This is a genomic window from Aetokthonos hydrillicola CCALA 1050 (assembly GCF_017591665.1).
GTDB classification, from domain to species: Bacteria; Cyanobacteriota; Cyanobacteriia; order Cyanobacteriales; family Nostocaceae; genus Aetokthonos; species Aetokthonos hydrillicola.
In genome coordinates this window covers 1-1,952 of record NZ_JAAKGC010000322.1, presented here as the reverse complement: position 1 = coordinate 1,952, position 1,952 = coordinate 1, and the positions used below count along the sequence as shown (strand labels likewise).

Here is a 1,952-nt window from a genome sequence, read left to right as displayed (position 1 = left end):
CAAGTAACATTGAAAGCCATATCATAATTGGCGGCTAGAAGGTTTTTGTTCTGACTTGGTTCTGATGCTTCCTGCACAAGTATTCCGTGTGGGGAGCATGTCATTGTTATGTCAAGATGACCACCCATTATTCTTTGACGACGATTCATGAATGCAGCCAATGTTGTTCAAACCATTCAATTAGTGATTGCCCCATCGGCCATGATTTCTAGCTGCTTTATGTGTCAAAACGTTACTTTAGGGAGGTTTTTACGGATTAGCGATCGCCCGCATAGTTTAGTGAGAGAACGAATTGATGTCCTCGACAAGTACGATTCATCCGATCGAGCCTATATTGACGCATTGTACCTGATTAATCAAGAATTAATTCAGCTCTCGGATCGCTATTACTCTCTGCAAAAAGCAATTATTTGTCTATATGGGGCAATTATATTTTTTCTCTTCACGATGCTTGCGATCGGATTATCGATGTAATTTCAGCCCACAATCTTCTCATATCTAGCGATTTTGCTATTCCTCCTTGGAACGTTCACCCTTTTGATTGCTGTTTTTATCGCCATGTCTTTCTAACCCCGCTTTCTGCTAAGTTATTGAGTAATATTGCTTATTGACAAATTGTATCCGACCTTAACCTCTCACGAATGGACTACAACAGGCTTGTTGTTAGCTCGTACTTAACTTGATGGCAGATAGCTCTGAAGATAGCTGAGAGCCAGTCGTTTTGCTTCTACGGTCAATTGCTGCTGAAATACTGGCTCTTGTCCAAGGGATAGCCATACGAGTGGACTGATCGCCTTTACCAGTACAAATGCAACAATTTCATAATCTACGGTATCTTTACCAGCGTCTCTTTGTGCTAGTGCCGTTGCCAGATCGGTGATCAGTTTCGCATCAGCAGTATCTTCAGCTTCCTGTGCTTCGGACACAGCTCCTTGGACTTCCATAAAAATGGCATAGTAACCAGGATAGTCATTGAAGAATTGAGTAGTGGTATCGATCAACTGTTCCACATAAGTCGATAACGGCAATTGAGCTAGCTCTCTATTATCCAGAAGTGCTAAGCGTTCGTGATAAAGCTGGTTATAGCGCACGACTAACGCTTGCACGATCGCTTTCTTGTCTGAAAAAAACTGGTAAAGAGAGCCAATAGGCACTTGGGCTTGTTTGGCAATCTCGTTGGTGGTGGTGGCAGCATAGCCCTGAGCTACAAACAACGCTTCTGCCACATCTAGAATGCGGTTGACTCGTTCCTGACTACGGGCTTGATGGGGCTTACGTCGGATCGTACTGACACTGGATTGCTTGTCAGACATAGATTTACTCCTCTTTTAGAATTAATAAATGAGTATTACTCACATATTGTTTGACAAAACATAACATATGCTCATATTGTTTGATTATGAGTAATACTCACATTATAACCCAAATCATTCTAGAGGAATCAACAATGCCCCAAAATGTAATGACCCTTCCCCATCCCGATGCGGTTTCTGCCCTACGTGAGATCAGCCTCGATCTCCTAGGATTTACCCAGCGTTGTACCCAAGACTATCAAGGTCAAGGTATCGTCCCTTTGCGGCTAGGCGATGAACTATTTTGTCTCCTGACTAACCCTGAATACATCACGCAAGTTCTCAAAAATCGCCTCTCATTCATCAAAGCAAAGGACTTGCAACAACTCCGGGGTATATTAGGCAATGGACCAATCCCAGTACTCGAAGACAGGCTGTCAAATACTTGCCTAGCCTAGATTTTAGCTTTCTAGGACAAAAACATGAGCAAATATCAGATTTTGCTTGACAAAACATGAGCAATCATCATATTATAAAAATATGAGCAAAGCTCAAAAATCGTACTGAGTAGAGGAACACAATGAATAAGCCCGAGTTTTTTGTCACCCCCGGTTATGGGGAACTCCTGCTGAATGGATTGCATTACTCGCAAGCGTTAAA

Annotated in this window: 3 protein-coding genes; 2 read left to right on the top strand and 1 reads right to left on the bottom strand. The window is 42.4% G+C overall.

Annotation, left to right across the window (positions count from 1 at the left end; translation table 11 throughout):
* The first annotated feature begins 147 nt into the window (after nucleotides 1-147).
* On the top strand, nucleotides 148-474 hold the full coding sequence (locus tag G4P69_RS37450) for a DUF2721 domain-containing protein (protein WP_208338483.1): 327 nt from the start codon (nucleotides 148-150) through the stop codon (nucleotides 472-474).
* Nucleotides 475-674: 200 nt separating this feature from the next.
* Here the strand turns inward: G4P69_RS37450 and G4P69_RS37445 are convergent, their stop codons facing one another.
* Nucleotides 675-1,313, bottom strand: a complete 639-nt coding sequence (locus G4P69_RS37445) for a TetR/AcrR family transcriptional regulator (RefSeq protein ID WP_208338480.1) — start codon at nucleotides 1,311-1,313, stop codon at nucleotides 675-677.
* Nucleotides 1,314-1,447: 134 nt separating this feature from the next.
* Here G4P69_RS37445 and G4P69_RS37440 point away from each other — a divergent pair, with 134 nt between their 5' ends.
* Nucleotides 1,448-1,750 (top strand): hypothetical protein, encoded by a 303-nt coding sequence (locus tag G4P69_RS37440; protein WP_208338477.1) that lies wholly within the window; start codon nucleotides 1,448-1,450, stop codon nucleotides 1,748-1,750.
* Nucleotides 1,751-1,952: the final 202 nt, after the last annotated feature.

Bases quoted from the DNA above. Each gene is read 5' to 3' on its own strand.
- G4P69_RS37450 (WP_208338483.1), top strand. From the start codon at position 148: ATGAATGCAGCCAATGTTGTTCAAACCATTCAATTAGTGATTGCCCCA.
- G4P69_RS37445 (WP_208338480.1), bottom strand. From the start codon at position 1,313: ATGTCTGACAAGCAATCCAGTGTCAGTACGATCCGACGTAAGCCCCAT.
- G4P69_RS37440 (WP_208338477.1), top strand. From the start codon at position 1,448: ATGCCCCAAAATGTAATGACCCTTCCCCATCCCGATGCGGTTTCTGCC.